General features: G+C 62.7%; 12 protein-coding genes. 9 read left to right on the forward strand and 3 right to left on the reverse strand.

From position 1 onward, the window contains the following. Positions 1-342: 342 nt before the first annotated feature. A protein-coding gene (locus tag HMPREF9153_RS07850; RefSeq protein WP_147612115.1) for an IS3 family transposase occupies positions 343-1,577 on the reverse strand; the annotation gives its coding sequence in 2 pieces (ribosomal slippage) (positions 343-1,268 and positions 1,268-1,577; 1,236 coding nt in all). An 84-nt stretch (positions 1,578-1,661) separates the two neighbouring features. Here HMPREF9153_RS07850 and HMPREF9153_RS07860 point away from each other — a divergent pair. Then, the gene (locus HMPREF9153_RS07860) at positions 1,662-2,282 is read left to right on the forward strand and encodes a hypothetical protein (RefSeq protein WP_050796896.1); all 621 of its coding nucleotides are present in this window, start codon (positions 1,662-1,664) and stop codon (positions 2,280-2,282) included. A 311-nt stretch (positions 2,283-2,593) separates the two neighbouring features. On the opposite strand, the gene HMPREF9153_RS07865 is transcribed toward HMPREF9153_RS07860, so the two are convergent. Beyond that, the gene (locus tag HMPREF9153_RS07865; RefSeq protein WP_016667788.1) at positions 2,594-3,088 is read right to left on the reverse strand and encodes an arsenate reductase ArsC; all 495 of its coding nucleotides are present in this window, start codon (positions 3,086-3,088) and stop codon (positions 2,594-2,596) included. Positions 3,089-3,239: 151 nt separating this feature from the next. Here HMPREF9153_RS07865 and HMPREF9153_RS07870 point away from each other — a divergent pair, with 151 nt between their 5' ends. The 8 genes from HMPREF9153_RS07870 to secA all read left to right on the forward strand — a co-directional run bounded on the left by HMPREF9153_RS07870 (position 3,240) and on the right by secA (position 13,297). Further along, positions 3,240-3,905: a hypothetical protein gene (locus HMPREF9153_RS07870; RefSeq protein ID WP_004811037.1), complete on the forward strand. Its 666-nt coding sequence runs from the start codon at positions 3,240-3,242 to the stop codon at positions 3,903-3,905. A 198-nt stretch (positions 3,906-4,103) separates the two neighbouring features. Beyond that, positions 4,104-4,682, forward strand: coding sequence for a YqgE/AlgH family protein (locus HMPREF9153_RS07875; RefSeq protein WP_036976029.1), 579 nt, complete (start codon positions 4,104-4,106; stop codon positions 4,680-4,682). A 64-nt stretch (positions 4,683-4,746) separates the two neighbouring features. Further along, the gene (mtrA, locus tag HMPREF9153_RS07880) at positions 4,747-5,457 is read left to right on the forward strand and encodes an MtrAB system response regulator MtrA (RefSeq protein ID WP_004811040.1); all 711 of its coding nucleotides are present in this window, start codon (positions 4,747-4,749) and stop codon (positions 5,455-5,457) included. 116 nt (positions 5,458-5,573) lie between these two features. Continuing rightward, positions 5,574-7,052: an MtrAB system histidine kinase MtrB gene (mtrB, locus tag HMPREF9153_RS07885; protein WP_036980105.1), complete on the forward strand. Its 1,479-nt coding sequence runs from the start codon at positions 5,574-5,576 to the stop codon at positions 7,050-7,052. Further along, positions 7,049-8,830 carry an LpqB family beta-propeller domain-containing protein gene (locus tag HMPREF9153_RS07890; RefSeq protein WP_004811045.1) on the forward strand — a complete coding sequence of 594 codons (1,782 nt, stop codon included), beginning with the start codon at positions 7,049-7,051 and terminating at the stop codon, positions 8,828-8,830. The genes mtrB and HMPREF9153_RS07890 overlap by 4 nt, the downstream gene beginning before the upstream one ends. 194 nt (positions 8,831-9,024) lie before the next feature. Next, positions 9,025-9,519, forward strand: a complete 495-nt coding sequence (locus HMPREF9153_RS07895) for a ComF family protein (RefSeq protein ID WP_036902481.1) — start codon at positions 9,025-9,027, stop codon at positions 9,517-9,519. A gap of 195 nt (positions 9,520-9,714) precedes the next feature. Beyond that, positions 9,715-10,326: a ribosome hibernation-promoting factor, HPF/YfiA family gene (gene hpf, locus HMPREF9153_RS07900; RefSeq protein ID WP_015582587.1), complete on the forward strand. Its 612-nt coding sequence runs from the start codon at positions 9,715-9,717 to the stop codon at positions 10,324-10,326. A gap of 268 nt (positions 10,327-10,594) precedes the next feature. Next, positions 10,595-13,297: a preprotein translocase subunit SecA gene (secA, locus tag HMPREF9153_RS07905; protein ID WP_004811054.1), complete on the forward strand. Its 2,703-nt coding sequence runs from the start codon at positions 10,595-10,597 to the stop codon at positions 13,295-13,297. A 45-nt stretch (positions 13,298-13,342) separates the two neighbouring features. On the opposite strand, the gene HMPREF9153_RS07910 is transcribed toward secA, so the two are convergent. After that, positions 13,343-13,867, reverse strand: coding sequence for an Rv3235 family protein (locus tag HMPREF9153_RS07910; protein WP_004811056.1), 525 nt, complete (start codon positions 13,865-13,867; stop codon positions 13,343-13,345). Between the last annotated feature and the right edge of the window lie 26 nt (positions 13,868-13,893).

A 13,893-nucleotide genomic window follows, 5' to 3' on the forward strand; every position in this document is an offset into this window, starting at 1 on the left:
CCTTTACCCCTTGGGCATTGTGCACTTACTTAGCCCGCTGGTTCTTGTAGCAGTAGCACTTCCTGCCCGTCTTCGACGTGCCGGAGACCTCCTGGATCGTCGCGCAGCAACGCTCGCAATACATCCTGATGGATCCGGTCGTCGGGATGGGTCGGATGTCTGGTTGACTGTCGGCATGTACCGGACACCAAATCATTCCACCGGCTCACTCCTTCCGGTCTATTTTGCTGTCGCATTCCCCGCTGCTGTCCTTCAGGGTTAACGATGGACCTACGCAGTCGTTGCGACTTTATTGGCGCTGAGCGGGCCTTCGCCCCGGATCGTGGACACGGTGGTGGTTGATTACGCTGCGGTTGGCAGCGTAGCGGCCCGGCGGGCCTCATAGGTGTTCGGGGACAGGTAGCCGCACCAGGAATGGCGACGGCGAGTGTTGTAGCGGGTGACCCAGCGAAAGACCTGACGGCGACACAATTCAGGCCCAGCGAACGTGGCCTGCCCGGCAAGGAGTTCGCGTTTGAGGGTGGCGTTGAACGACTCGGCCAGACTGTTGTCGGCGCTGGTCCCCACGGCCCCCATCGACTGGGTCACCCCGAGACCCTTGCAGAGTTTGGCGTAGGCCTTCGAGGTGTAGACCGACCCATGGTCACTGTGGAAGATCGCACCCCGGAGACTGCCGCGCTGCGCGCAGGCGGCTTTCAGCGCGTCTTCGACCAGTTCGGTGCGCATGTGGTCCGCGACCGCCCAGCCGGCCAGTTTGCGGGAGTAGCAGTCGATCACGGTGGCCAGATAGAGGTTCCCGCCACCGGCCAGCGGAAGGTAGGTGATGTCACCGACGTAACGCTGGTTCGGCTTCTCGGAGGTGAAGTCCCGCTGCAGCAGGTCACCGAACTTCTCATCAGCCGGTTCCGGGACCGTGGTGCGAACCCTGCGACGCAGCCGGGTCCCCGCCAGCTGGTGGGCACGCATCACCCTGGCGACGCGCTTGTGGTTGACACGATCCTCGCGGGCGGCGCCGTCGTTCAGTTCGACGGTCACCCGCGGTGCCCCGTAGGCCGGGTCCCCACCAGCTTTCGGGTCCTGGACCCGTCGGATCCGTGCAGCCAGGACAGCGTCGTCCTCAGCGCGCTGCTGACGGGCCGGGCCGGCTTTCTGCCAGGCATAGAACGAGGAGCGGGACAGCTCCAACACCTGGCACAACCGCTTCACCTGGTAGGTGGTCTGGTGGTCGGCGACGAACTGGAAGCGGTTCACCAGCTCGTCTCCCCGGCGAAATACTTGGCCGCCTTGCGCAGGATGTCCCGTTCGGTCTCCACCCTGGCCTTGTCCGCCCGCAACCGGGCATTCTCGGCCTCCAGCCGGGCGATCCTCGCTACTGGTGACTCACCGGAAGGGGGCGTGGCTGGGGTCGGTCCGTCGCTGGTGCGGACACCGTTGCCCAAGTCCTTGACCCACAACGACAGGGTCCCACGGGAGACCCCCAACTCCCCAGCGATCTGCTTCAACGTCGCACCGGGCGTGGTCTCGTACAAGTCAACGGCCTGCCGACGAAACTCCATCGAGTAGTTCTTCCTGGCCATGGTGATGATCATCTCGCTTCCTCCAGCCCATGCTGGATTCCACGTGTCCACAACCAAGGGTCAAGGCCCAGCACTCTTTTTGCGGTGGTCAAACTTCGATGCAGACCCGCGTGGCTTGTCACATTGATCCTGACACTACTGGCCCTGGCCTGCTTGCTTTCTGGCTTCGAGTGGGCCTACAGGGCACTCGACCTAGGCGCGGTCGCAGTCATGACCGTGACGGCCATCTTCGCTGCGCTCGTGGGCTTCATCGTCAGTTCCCCCCAAGTGAAGGCGGTGAGGCTAGACAGGGCGCTTGCAGTCGTCGCTCTTTTTGTGACGGCGGCGGTGTCAATGCCGACTGTTTCAGCTGTCGGTCGGCCGCAGCTCGTGACAATCAACGCATGGGATTACTGGCCACCCCAGAGTGCGACGCCAATCACGGTCGAGTATGAGGATCCGTTCACGGGTAGAAGCGCAAAGGCCCAGGCTGTCGGCACTCAGATCCAGCTGTCAGTGCCATACCCGGGACCCATCCCAAACCTAAGAATTACATCGCCTGTCGAGATCGACGGCAACAGTTATCTGATGGAGAGACGATTCCAGGAGGAGTCGGGGCCGTACTTCCACTGGTTTAATGTGAGACAGCAGTTTTTCAACATCGCCACGCTGGGGTCGATCAGAGACGCTTCACCCACAATCACTGTTCAGCTCACGAAAAGCTAACCCTTCGCTGCCCCGTCTCGGCGACCACGCCCAGCGCGCGGTGCTCGACTGGTTCGCCGCCGGCGGCTCCCAGGTTCGTGCCCCCTATCACCACCGCCCTCAGATTACGCCGCAGGAGTGAGCCGGCAGCCGCAGAAGCAGATGCTCTCGCATTGCCACGAGTTCGACACGTGCGCCCTGGGCGAGAGGTGTTCGGTGCTTCCTCCTCTCATCGTGCTTGGCCTGGAGCTGGGCACCGCATCATGACGCTCGCTCACGTGCGCATGCCTGCTGTGGTTTCAGTCTCGCTTCCGCCTGGAGTTCGGGACACTTCACTTGTGGCCAGGCTGACGCAAGGCTTGTACAGGAACGTCGAGTGATGTGAGTAGTTCCTCGACACGCTGCTTGACGCCGTCGCGGATCTCGCGAACGGTCGCCAGGTCCTGACCGGCCGGGTCAGCGACGTCCCAGTCCTCGTATCGCTTTCCCGGATAAACCGGACAGGTCTCTCCACAACCCATCGTGATGACGATGTCAGATGCCTTGACAGCTTCTGGGACAAGCAGTTTCGGCGTTTCCGTCGAGATGTCGATCCCGTCCTCCAGCAGTACGTCTCGGACAAGGGTGTTGATTGACTTCGCAGGTTCGGATCCGGCCGAGAGCACCTCTACGCTTCCTCCGGAGAGGTGGTGCGCATAGGCAGCACCCAGTTGGGACCGGCCGGCATTGTGGATGCAGGCGAACAACACCGTGGGCCGCTCAGTGTTGACTGACTGCGCTGGATCCAGGTTGTCGAGGTCGATGTCGCTGTGGTGGGCGAAATTCATGGACCTCATTATGAGGCACGTGGTCACGTCGCCGATGACACCCGTTCGTCAAAACTTGTTGTCCACAGGGGGGATGACGACCCGGCCGTGAGTTGTCCACAGAACTGAGAAAGAGTGACTGAAATCCGAGGTTCGGACGACAACTGTAGGTATGAGAGAACTTGAAACTGAATGGCTCGACAACGACGGTATTGCACGGATCACCAGGACAAGCCCACTACGAGGACAGGCCGACCGTGCTGTCGCCGCCGGGCGTGCCACCCGTCTCCTACCCGGCATTGTCGTCCCGGCCGATCGAGTCGGCGAAACGGACGTCAGGATCCGCGCCTTGCGGGCCTGGCATCCCGAGAGCGTGCTGGTCGGGCAGGTTGCACTTGCGCTACAGGGAGTGACGCCACTCGACGCTGACTCCTCGGGTCTCGGTACCGTGCATCAGGTTGAGGCTTTCAGCCCAACTCGTCATATTCGACGAGACGGCATCGTCGTCCACCGGTGGCAGGTTGCAGACCACTACATCCTTGACGAGCCATATGCCCTGGCCGTTCCTGAAATGTCGGTGCTCCTGCTGGCCATTCGCGGCGAATGGGAATGGGTGTGCGCGGCCCTGGAACACGGTTTGGTGACGCCGTGGTCATGCCGAATGGCTCGAGGCGCCATGTCGTGGCGTTTTCGGCAACACGAGATAGATGCTGCCCTGGGCGGTATTTCCCTCGAACCGTGGTCGGTGTCTGAATTCCAATTGGCTCAGACGTTGCGAGGTGGCGTAAATCCTGGATGCGCCACTGCACGCACCTTGCTCACGGCCGCAGCGGCGTGAAAGGTCTTGTCACAACCGACGTCGAGCAGTGATGACGACGCACCCGGCGGCCGCCCCGATCGCGCCGTCGGGCTCGGCCTCGTCCTCACGACGGGTGCGCAGGGCATTGAACCAGAGTCCCCGCCCATCGGATTGATGCAGAAGGTCTGGGAGGGGCCTCCCTCGAGATACAGCTTCTTTCCGGTTACCGGTGACACAATGGGCGTTGTGAGACTCGCGAATCCCCTCAAGGCCGGTGACTTGCTGGTGGCAAGTCGCCAGATTGACGAGGGCGTTTTCTACGAGTCCGTCGTCTACCTCGTCGACGTCGGCCTCGATGGAGTCCTGGGTGTCATCATCAATCAGCCGTGCGCCCCGGGAACCCTCCGCCGACAACTGCCCGGATGGGTCCATCTGGCGACCCCGCCCCAGGACCTCTTCCTCGGGGGGCCGATGTCGCCTAGCGGGGCGATTTGTCTGGCTCGTGTGCAGCGTTCCAGCGAGGAGCCTCCGGGGTGGCGACGAGTCCAAGGACTGATCGGTCTGCTCCATCTCGACACCCCGACGGAATTGGTTGTGGGAGCGTTCACGGACGTACGGATCTTTGCCGGATACGCGGAGTGGGGGCCTGGACAACTCGAGGCTGAGCTCATTCGTGGTGATTGGATTCGCGCCATCGCTCACCCGGAGGACGTCTTCTCCTCGGAGCCGCATGGCTTGTGGCGTGCCGTCCTCCACCGCCAGAACGGCACGGCGGCGATGCTCGCCACCGCTACGGACACCCCCGCCCTGAATTGATCGATGGCCGGATGCCGTTGGGACTACGATATGCACCATCACAGAATGAGTCAGGAGGTCTGTGGTGAGCGCCACCGGTGAACATGGGCCGATCCTCGTCGTCGACGACGACCCGGCCCTGGCCGAGATGCTCCAGCTCGTCCTGGTGAAGGAGGGATTCTCGACCGTGTGGGTCGGGCACGGCAACGACGTCATGGACGTCTTTCGGCAGCGCAAACCCGCACTCGTCCTCCTCGACCTCATGCTTCCGGGCCGTGACGGCATCCAGATCTGCCAGGACATCCGACGCGAATCCGGCGTCCCGATCATCATGCTCACAGCGCGGTCCGACACCCCTGACGTCGTTCGTGGATTGGGCGCCGGTGCTGACGACTACGTCTCCAAGCCCTTCCGCTCCGCAGAACTTGTGGCCCGAATCCGAGCCCGGCTTCGCACCCCAGCTGCTCAGCGGGATGAGGGGGGAATCATCACCGTCGGGGACCTGACCATCGATCCCGCCGCTCACTTGGTGCAGCGAGGCGGGGAAGAGATCTCCTTGACGCCATTGGAGTACTCCCTGCTCATGACGATGGCCCAACACCCCAACAAGGTGTTCAGCCGTGAGACCCTGCTGCGGGAAGTTTGGGGCTACACCAGTAATGCGGACACCCGGTTGGTCAATGTCCACATGCAGAGATTGCGCTCCAAGGTGGAACGCAACGCAGAACGTCCACAGATGATCGTGACGGTGCGCGGAGTCGGATATCGCATCAGGACACCCGGGGAGGAAAGCTGATCACCCCAGCGCGGCATGCTGGCCGCCCCCGACGACCTGCTTGGCCCCAGTCCTGGCTCGCCGGGCTGCGACGACTGTGGTGGTCGTCATTGCCGCTGCGCATGGTGACCATCACCATGTCGAGCAGTCTGGTCATTCTCATCGTCGGTGGCTTCTTCCTGGTTCGTCAGGCCACCGTGGGAATCCTCGACGCCAAACGCGCCTCTGCCATTGCGGAGACGACCACGACAATCAATCGCATCCAGGGCCAGCTACGTGACACCGATCTGCGCACAGCTTCTCTCTACGAGCGGCTCAATCGACTTGCAGACGACGCAGCTGGACAGTCGGGGCAGTATCACGTCCTCATCCAGGGTCCTGTTTCCGGACTCATCTCCCAGGGGGTTTCGCCGGACTCCGTCCCAGCTGAACTCACCGCGAAGGTGGGGGAGTCGAGCGGGATGTGGACCGCGCCGACGATGGTCCATTACACCGACCACGTGCGTCCTGACGTCCCCGGGATTGTCGTCGGATCGACCTTGTGGTCCCCCGGGGCCAGCCAGTCCATCCCGGTCTACTTCATCTTTTCGGAGACCCAGGAGGTCGCCACCGTCGAGTTGCTGCGACGCAGCGTCATCAGCGTCGGAGCCCTCATGGCCCTGGCCATCGCCCTAGCAACCTACTTGGCGACCCGTCACCTGTCCCAACCCATTCGGCAAGCCTCCATCACAGCGTCGAAATTGGCCGACGGGGCGTTGGACGAGCGTATGGCGGTGCGGGGGACTGACGACCTCGCGACCCTTGCCCAGTCGATGAATGACATGGCAGCCCAGTTGGATCGGCGAATTGGGGAATTGGAGAGGCTGTCGACACTGCAGCAGCAGTTCGTCTCGGATGTCTCCCACGAGTTGCGCACCCCCATGACGACGATGCGGATGGCCTCCGACATGATCGAGGCCAATCCCGATGATCCGGTCCAGGTGCGGTCGGTCGAGCTCATGCGGGCCCAGATGGAGCGTTTCGAGGTTCTGTTGGCCGACCTGCTCGAGATCTCTCGGTTTGACGCCGGCGCCGCACAATTGACACTGGAAGACTGCGACATCGTCGAACTCGTGCGCGCCGAGACCGTCGACGTGACTCCGCTCGCAGAGCGCCTGGGAGTTCCGATCGTACTGACCGCCGATACGACGCAGACTGCTGAGGTTGACCCGCGACGGATCAGCCGCATCGTCAGGAACCTGTTGTCGAACGCTGTTGAGCATGCCGAGGGAAGGCCGGTCGAGGTGACCGTCGTCGGTAATGACTGTGCTGTAGGGGTCGCCGTGCGTGACCACGGAGTCGGATTCGAGCCATGGCAGGCAGAAAAGGTCTTCGGCAGGTTCTGGCGTGGAGACCCGTCCCGGGTACGCACCGTGGGTGGCAGTGGTCTCGGCCTGGCCATTTCTCGTCAGGACGCCAACCTGCACCATGGCTGGTTGACGGCGTGGGGACGACCCGGAGATGGTGCCTTCTTCCGGCTGGTCATTCCGAGGGATTCCGGGGCAGTGATCGTCGAGTCCCCATTACCCGCTGCGCCGAGCGATGCCGGTCCGACCGAATCGGAGGAGGAGCGATGACACTGCGTCCCACACGACGTGCCGTGCTGTCGGGAGCCGCCCTCCTACTGGCAGGTTGCGCCGAGGTGCCGTCCACAGGGGCAGTGACACAGGCTGAAGACCCACACCAAGCCTCAGGTCAGCGGGAGGGCATTGACGTCGCTCCTCAGCCTCCTGCTGATGGCGCATCGATTGACCTTGTCGTGGGCGGTTTCCTGCAAGCCATGACGAGTGCTCGCGACGACTACCGCGTCGCGCGTGCCTACCTCACGAAGGACATGGCGGACCGCTGGGATCCCCATTCCGGAGCGACGATTTACCAGGCCACCAATCACAAGCCGACCAGCACGGTGGCGACGGCTTCTCTCCAGGCTCCGATCATCGGCACTGTTGATGCCGACGGTCATTACCACCCAGGGGAATCGCAGACGCTCAAACATGATTTCGGCATGGCCCAGGAATCCGGACAATGGCGGATTTCCCGGCCTCCCGAAGGGCTGCTGATCTCGCAATACACCTTCCAGCGCGCTTGGTCGGCGATTCCGGTCTACTTCTTCGCCGCCGACGCTGACCGCCTGGTCCCGGACGTCATTCATCTGCCGAGCCTGGGGGCTACCCCTGACGCCGCGCTCAGGGCGATGATGGCGGGTGTGCCGGAATACCTGAAGCCTGCACTTCGCACGGCACTGCCGGCAGGGGTGAGAGCCGTCGGGACGACCACGGTTGACGCCGTTGGCGTCGTCACCGTGCCACTGAGTGCGTCCGCAGCCCAACTCTCAGAATCTCAACGTCGGCTGCTCGCCAGCCAAGTCACCTGGACTCTGAGTGGTTTCGCTGCCATCTCACGTATCCGATTCACCGCCGGCGGGTCTCTGCTGCCTCTTCCCGAGGCGGCTGAGGACAACACAGTGTCGGCAGACTTGTACGCCGACCTCCTACCGCTCCCGTCGACGGATTCCCCCACGGTGGTCGCCGTCGTCAAGGGACAGATGGGACGGGTCAACGCAGCAGGCCAAGCCCTCCAGATCATGCCTGGAGCGTTGGGGCAGGACGCTCGCCCGGAAACTGGTGTCTCAGCTGTCGCCTCCACCCAGTTCGCCATGCCGGTCGCAACCGTGAGCACCCCGGGCGCGGTGTGGCACGCCGTTTCCGCGGATCGACGGTCGCTGGTGAAATGGCGTGAAGGCAGTGATCAGGTCGACGTCGTTGCCACCGGGGTGAACCTGCTTCGTCCTCAAGTCCTCGTCGATCGCAGTGTGGTGACCTTCTCGACAACAGATCCGACGCTCATCGTCGTCGCCGCGGATGGTTCCCGAATGTCCACTGTCGTTGACCTTGGTGGTCGCACAGTGGCTTCCTTCAGTGTCTCTCCTGATGGCATTCGCGTGGCCCTGGTCCTTCAGCGGGGGAAGACCTATGGATTGGGTATCGGCCTGCTGTCACGGCAGGACGGCGCAGTTCATCTCGGCCACATCGTCGACATGCCGTTGTCCTCCTCGGACGCGAATCTGTCGAGGATCACCGACGTTGCCTGGCTTTCCCAAATCCAATTGTGTGTCCTGGGCAGCGCGATCGAGTCTGGGGTGACTGCGCCGTACGAGGTCATTGTTGACGGCTCGGGTGCGACGTCCATGGGGCCGCTCAGCGGGACGAGCGTGGAATCCGTGGTGGCAGTCCCGATGGAAACTGGCGCTGAGGCTGTCATGCTCAGTGAGGACGGAAAACTGCTTCACCACGAGGAGAGATTCCACTGGCGCCAGGTCCTGCAGGGGGTCAGTGCGGTCGCGACTACAGCTTGACCCTTCCGTGACACGACGGTGACCGGCGACACTGGTTCATCGTGAACCCAATGGACTCCCTGGCTGACCTGCTGCTGGGAGCGTGCTGTCCTGGATGTGGGGAGCCGGGCGTGGGTCTGTGTGAGGCGTGTCGGTCTGCGATCAACCCGACCCCTCGGGTCATTGTTGACGGGCCGCCACCGGTCATTGCCTGCATGGGCTATCACGGTCCTGTTCCTGGGATCGTCACAGCTCACAAGGATCGTGGTGCGGCATGGTTGACCGACGAGCTCGGCCATTGGCTGGCTCATGGGCTCGCTCCGGCGATAGCAGCCGCTCCCGGCCACGTTGACGTCGTTCCAGTTCCCTCAACGGCGAGGGCTGTGCGACGACGAGGTGCTGATCATGCTGCCGACATGACGCGATCAGCTCTGCGAACCCTGGATGTGTCCAATGCCTCCCTCGCCCAGGTCTTGCACCGAACTCGACGCGTGGCGGATCAGCTTGAGGTTCGCCACGAGGATCGCGGCGCCAATCAGCGCGGGTCGATGAGAGCTCCGACGGGGGAGGGAGATGTCATTCTCGTCGACGACGTTCGCACCTCAGGGGCGACGATCGACGAGGCGTGCAGAGCCTTGGGGTGGTCCGGGCGACGAGTGCTGTCCGTGGTTGTCCTGGCTGATGCTGCGACCCCACTGAGATGGCCGTGATCACATTGTCGGGCGACACGTCAGCGTGGGTGCCGAACCTTGCCAAACAGCTGTTGTGAGCCCCTCCCATGGGCTAGCGTAGGTGCATGGCACGACCGATTGGCACCCTGACCTCCACGAGGGGGATGGGACACGGTCGTGCCATTTGTTTCTGCGTCGGAAACACCGATGCGAACCCCAATACAGGAGGTTGTCATGGATGTCATCGTTACGGGACGGCACTGCCACGTCAGTGACGACGTGCGCGCCCAGGTCGAGGACAGGCTCTCCGGGGTCGAGAAGTTCAGGGACCGGGTCCAGCGCGCTGAGGTGGTCTTCACCGCCCAGGACGCCAAGGGGGCCAAGGACCAGGCCATGACGTGTGAAATCACACTACGGGCGAAGGGGCCGGTGGTGCGAGCTGTCGGGCAGGCGGAAGACAAGATGGTTGCCTTTGACATGGCTGCCGATCGACTCCGCACCCAGCTCGTCAAGGCTGCTGATCGTCGTCGCAGTCGTCGTGGCTTGCGCGTCTCCCAGGTCCTGGACGTCTTGCCCGAGGAAAGCACCGATGATGCACCCGAGATCCTGGCCACCAGGAAGATCGCGGGCGACGTGGAAGTCACCGGGGACAGCCCCATCTATGTCAAGGAAAAGGTCTTCCAGGCCGTTCCCCTGACCCTTGCCCAGGCTCTCGACGAGATGGAACTTGTCGGGCACGACTTCTTCCTCTACCTCGATCAGGATTCCAAGCAGCCCAGCGTCGTCTACCGGCGCAAGAAGGGGTACAACTACGGCGTGATCCATCTGGATCTTGACCACGAGTGATTCCTGGATCGTCAAGACACAACGACATCGGCGGCGGTGCGGGATAATCCTGCGCCGCCGCCGATTCATGTCGCGGGTCAATGGCGGGAAAGGACGGTGAGGAATGGACTCATGAGGGGTTCAGCAACCCTCACGTGTCCAGGACGAAAGGCCGCGGCGTTCTTGGTTCGGCCGCAAACCCCCTAGGATGGGGAAGGCAGCTCTCTTGAGCTGCTCGTCCGGGATGCGCCCGGACGACACGACGTCTACTCCTTGAAGGACCCACCCCGTGAACCTCATGGATCGCGTGCTGCACGCCGGTGAAGGCAAGATCATCCGCCGACTCAACCGCATTGTCGGCCAGGTCAACAGCATCGAGGAGGACTACGTCGCCATGAGCGACGACGAGTTGGCGGGACAGACCGCCGACTTCCGTCAGCGTCTCGACAACGGCGAGAACTTGGACCGGCTGCTTCCGGAGGCCTTCGCGACGGTGCGTGAGGCGTCCAGGCGAGTACTCGGCAAGCGTCACTTCGACGTTCAGATCATGGGCGGTGCGGCCCTGTACCAGTGCAACATCGCCGAGATGAAGACCGGTGAGGGCAAAACCCTCGTCGGTCTTCTCCCCGCCTACCTTGAGGGGCTGCTCGGCAAGGGCGTCCACGTCGTCACCGTCAACGACTACCTGGCTCGAGTGCAGTCCGAGCAGATGGGTCGTGTGCACCACTTCCTGGGTCTGACGATCTCGGCGATTCTGTCGGACATGCCTCCGATGGAGCGCAAGGAGGCATACAAGACCGACATCACCTACGGCACGAACAATGAGTTCGGCTTCGACTACCTGCGCGACAACATGGCCAGCTCCTTGAGCGAGTGCGTGCAGCGTGGCCATCACTTCGCCATCGTCGACGAGGTTGACTCGATCCTCGTCGACGAGGCTCGTACCCCGTTGATCATCTCCGGCCCTGCCGAGGAGAACAAGCAGTGGTACCCGGAATTCGCCAAGATCGTCTCGAGGCTTCAACGCGACGTCGACTACGAGGTTGACGAGAAGAAGCGGACCGTGGCCGTTCTGGGGCACGGCATCAGCGTCGTCGAGGAGCGTCTGGGAATCCAGAACCTGTACGAATCGGCAAACACTCCTCTCATCGGTTACCTCAACAACGCCATCAAGGCCAAGGAGCTCTTCCACCGCGACAAGGACTACGTTATCATCGATGGCGAGGTCCTCATCGTCGACGAACACACCGGTCGTACCCTGGCAGGGCGTCGCTACAACGAGGGTCTGCACCAGGCCCTCGAGGCCAAGGAACATGTCGAGATCAAGGACGAGTACCAGACCCTCGCGACGATCACCCTGCAGAACTATTTCCGCATGTACGACAAGCTCGCCGGCATGACGGGTACCGCCAAGACCGAGGAGAGCGAGTTCCAGAAGATCTACGGTCTGGGCGTCATCCCGATCCCGACGAACCGCCCGATGATCCGCAAGGACCAGAAGGACCTCATCTACCGCACCGAGGATGCCAAGTTCGACGCCATCATCTCCGACGTCGTCGAGCGCCACGAGGCTGGTCAACCGATCCTTATCGGTACCGCATCCGTCGCCAAGTCGGAGCTGCTCTCGGAGAAGCTCAAACGGGCCGGCGTTCCCCACAAGGTCTTGAACGCCAAGCACCACGAGTCCGAGGCGGCGATCGTCGCCCTGGCCGGCCGCAAGGGAGCTGTGACGGTCTCGACCAACATGGCCGGCCGTGGTACCGACATCATCCTGGGGGGTAACCCAGAATTCCTCACCGAGCTGGACCTTCGCGAGAAGGGGCTCGACCCGGTGGAGGATGAAGAGGCCTACCAGACCGCCTGGAACAACACCCTGGCCAGGTACGAGGAACAGTCGAAGGCCGAGCACGAGGAGGTCGAGGAACTGGGCGGCCTCTACGTCATCGGTTCCGAGCGTCACGAGTCTCGCCGTATCGACAACCAGTTGCGTGGACGTTCCGGTCGTCAGGGTGACCCGGGTGAGTCCAGGTTCTACCTGTCCTTGCAGGACGAGCTGATGCGCCTGTTCAAGCCTGAGGTCATCGACCGCGCCATGGTCACCCTCAAGATGCCCGAGGACATGCCGATCGAGTCCAAGTGGGTGTCTCGTCAGATCGAGAGTGCCCAGAAGCAGGTTGAGGCGCAGAACTTCGAGATGCGTAAGAACGTCCTGAAGTATGACGACGTCATGAACCGTCAGCGTCACGTCATCTATGGGGACCGTCGCAAGGTTCTCGAAGGTGCCGACGTCGAGGTCGAGCTGCGCGCCACCACTGATCGCGTCGTCGAGGCCGGTGTGCGCAAGTACACCCAGGGCTACTCCGAGGACTGGGACCTCGAGGCGATGTGGGACGAGGTCGGCACTGTGTACCCCGTTGGTCTCGACATCAACGAGTACGCCGACTGTCAGGACGGTGAGGAGCTCGTCGAGGACTTCAAGGCGGATGCCCAGGATGCCTATGACCGTCGCGAGGCCGAGCTCGGTGAGGCGACGATGCGCCAGCTCGAGCGTGAGGTCCTCCTGACGGTACTCGACCGCAAGTGGCGTGAGCACCTCTACGAGATGGACTACCTGCGCGAGGGCATCGGCCTGCGTGCGATGGCCCAACGCGATCCGCTGGTCGAGTACCAGCGCGAGGGCGGCGACATGTTCAACTCGATGATGGATTCCTTCAAGGAGGAGGTCGTCGGGTTCCTGTTCAACCTTGAGATCGAGACTAGTCCGCAGGTTGGTCTGGTGACCGACGCCGAGGGACAGCCGGTGACGGCAGATTCGGTGCTGCCCCAGGAGAGCCGTGCGCGTCGCGCTCTGAGCTACTCGGCTCCCGACGAGCAGGGTGACGCCAAGACGACTGCTGAAGGTGGTGCGCCGAAGAATCCCAAGGCCGAGGGCAACCGGGCCGCGAGGAGGTCTGCGTCCAAGAAATCGAGGAAGAACCGCAAGAAGCGCTGATGTGACATCCGGAACGGCGTCGACATTGCCATGTCGGCGCCGTCGTCACGCCATGCCGACCGTTTCCTGGGTGATGTGTTTCTCGGTGAGCAGTGCGGCCACTCGGGGATTCAGGACGAGTTCGACCTCGTCGAGATGCCATACACCACCGTGCTGAACCAGGTTCGTGGCCAACGGGAGCCGCCTGCCACGCAGATCGATCAGGCCGACCCCGTCCACGTGGTCGTCGTCAAAACTGACTTGAGGCTCGCCGACGAGGAGCATACGGCTCCAGCCAGGACCCCGGGGCCATTTGCGCATGGTTGCCGCAGCACGAGGGCTGGATGCTCGCATGAGCTGATTCATGGGGCGTCGCCCGGCTATCGTCTCCACGATGATGATGTGGATTGCCCGGGTCAGTCGCACAGCCTGTCGGTAAGCCTCTGTGTTGCCTTCCACGGCGCTCGTCACCGGTGATGACGAGACGACGCGCAACTCGTCCGGCCACCAGTCCCGGTCAAGCTCCAGGAAGATGTCCGAATGATGTGGCCGGGCCGAATCAAGGGGAATGGGCGCTGATGTGGTCGTCATGGCCTCTAGAACAGTGCACGCGGCCT

Origin of the sequence: Cutibacterium avidum ATCC 25577, assembly GCF_000227295.1 — a bacterium.
In the GTDB taxonomy this organism is placed as follows: domain Bacteria; phylum Actinomycetota; class Actinomycetes; order Propionibacteriales; family Propionibacteriaceae; genus Cutibacterium; species Cutibacterium avidum.